The organism is Vibrio sp. 1069 (genome assembly GCF_033340555.1).
Genome location: NZ_JAWOWP010000195.1, coordinates 1 through 869 on the forward strand (window position 1 = coordinate 1; position 869 = coordinate 869).

At 45.0% G+C, this 869-nt stretch carries 2 protein-coding genes; both read left to right on the top strand.

Features of this window, described 5'->3' with window-relative positions; all coding sequences use genetic code 11:
- The coding region (locus tag R7040_RS25390; RefSeq protein ID WP_318097412.1) for an AbgT family transporter at positions 1 to 108 on the top strand (108 nt) is incomplete at its 5' end.
- Between the two features lie 164 nt (positions 109 to 272).
- Positions 273 to 797, top strand: a complete 525-nt coding sequence (gene tadA, locus R7040_RS25395; RefSeq protein WP_020904162.1) for a tRNA adenosine(34) deaminase TadA — start codon at positions 273 to 275, stop codon at positions 795 to 797.
- Positions 798 to 869: the final 72 nt, after the last annotated feature.

Here is an 869-nt window from a genome sequence, read left to right on the forward strand (position 1 = left end):
ATGCCATTCTCGATTGCTATGTTGATTGGTTGGTCAATCTTCCTAGTTCTTTACTGGATGGTAGGTATCCCACTAGGTATTCAAGCACCGTACACATACACGATGTAAATGATCGAATATTAGAGAAAAGCGCAGGTCGAAAGGTCTGCGCTTTTTTTTTGATGTGCTATTACGAAAGAGGCGCATCTCCAAAACTTATGTCCTGCTGTAGTGAAAGCGATGTTGGTGGTAATATTTCGCTATTCATAGTTACCTTCCTTTCTGGAGCCCTTTTGTCTGAGCATCAATTTACCCCACAAGACGAAATTTTTATGCGCCGAGCACTTGCATTAGCTGAACAAGCTGAATTGGAAGGAGAGGTGCCTGTGGGAGCGGTATTAGTTAAAGATGGAGAAGTGATTGCAGAAGGCTGGAACCGCTCTATCTGCTCTAATGATGCAACAGCACATGCGGAGATTCAGACTCTACGTAATGCTGGGACTGTGTTAGAAAACTATCGACTTTTAGACACCACTCTCTATGTCACACTAGAGCCTTGCCCGATGTGCGCAGGAGCACTGTTGCACAGCAGAGTGAAACGCGTGGTATTTGGCGCGCCAGATCTTAAAGCGGGCGCGGCTGGTACGGTATTGAACTTGTTTGAGAGCCAAGCAGCTTACCATTACGCAACGGTCGAAAGAGGGCTGTTAGAGGATGAGTGCCGTGAGCAGTTACAGGCCTTTTTCAAGCGTCGTCGCAAAGAAATTAAGGCCAAGAAACAAGAGAAAAAAGCGTCAGAAGGTAAGCAAGAAGATTAAGTTGGTGAGTTGTGTTCAGCAAACATCTACGGGTGTGTAGATGTTTGCTTTAAGTTCTTAGTGATTTACTAA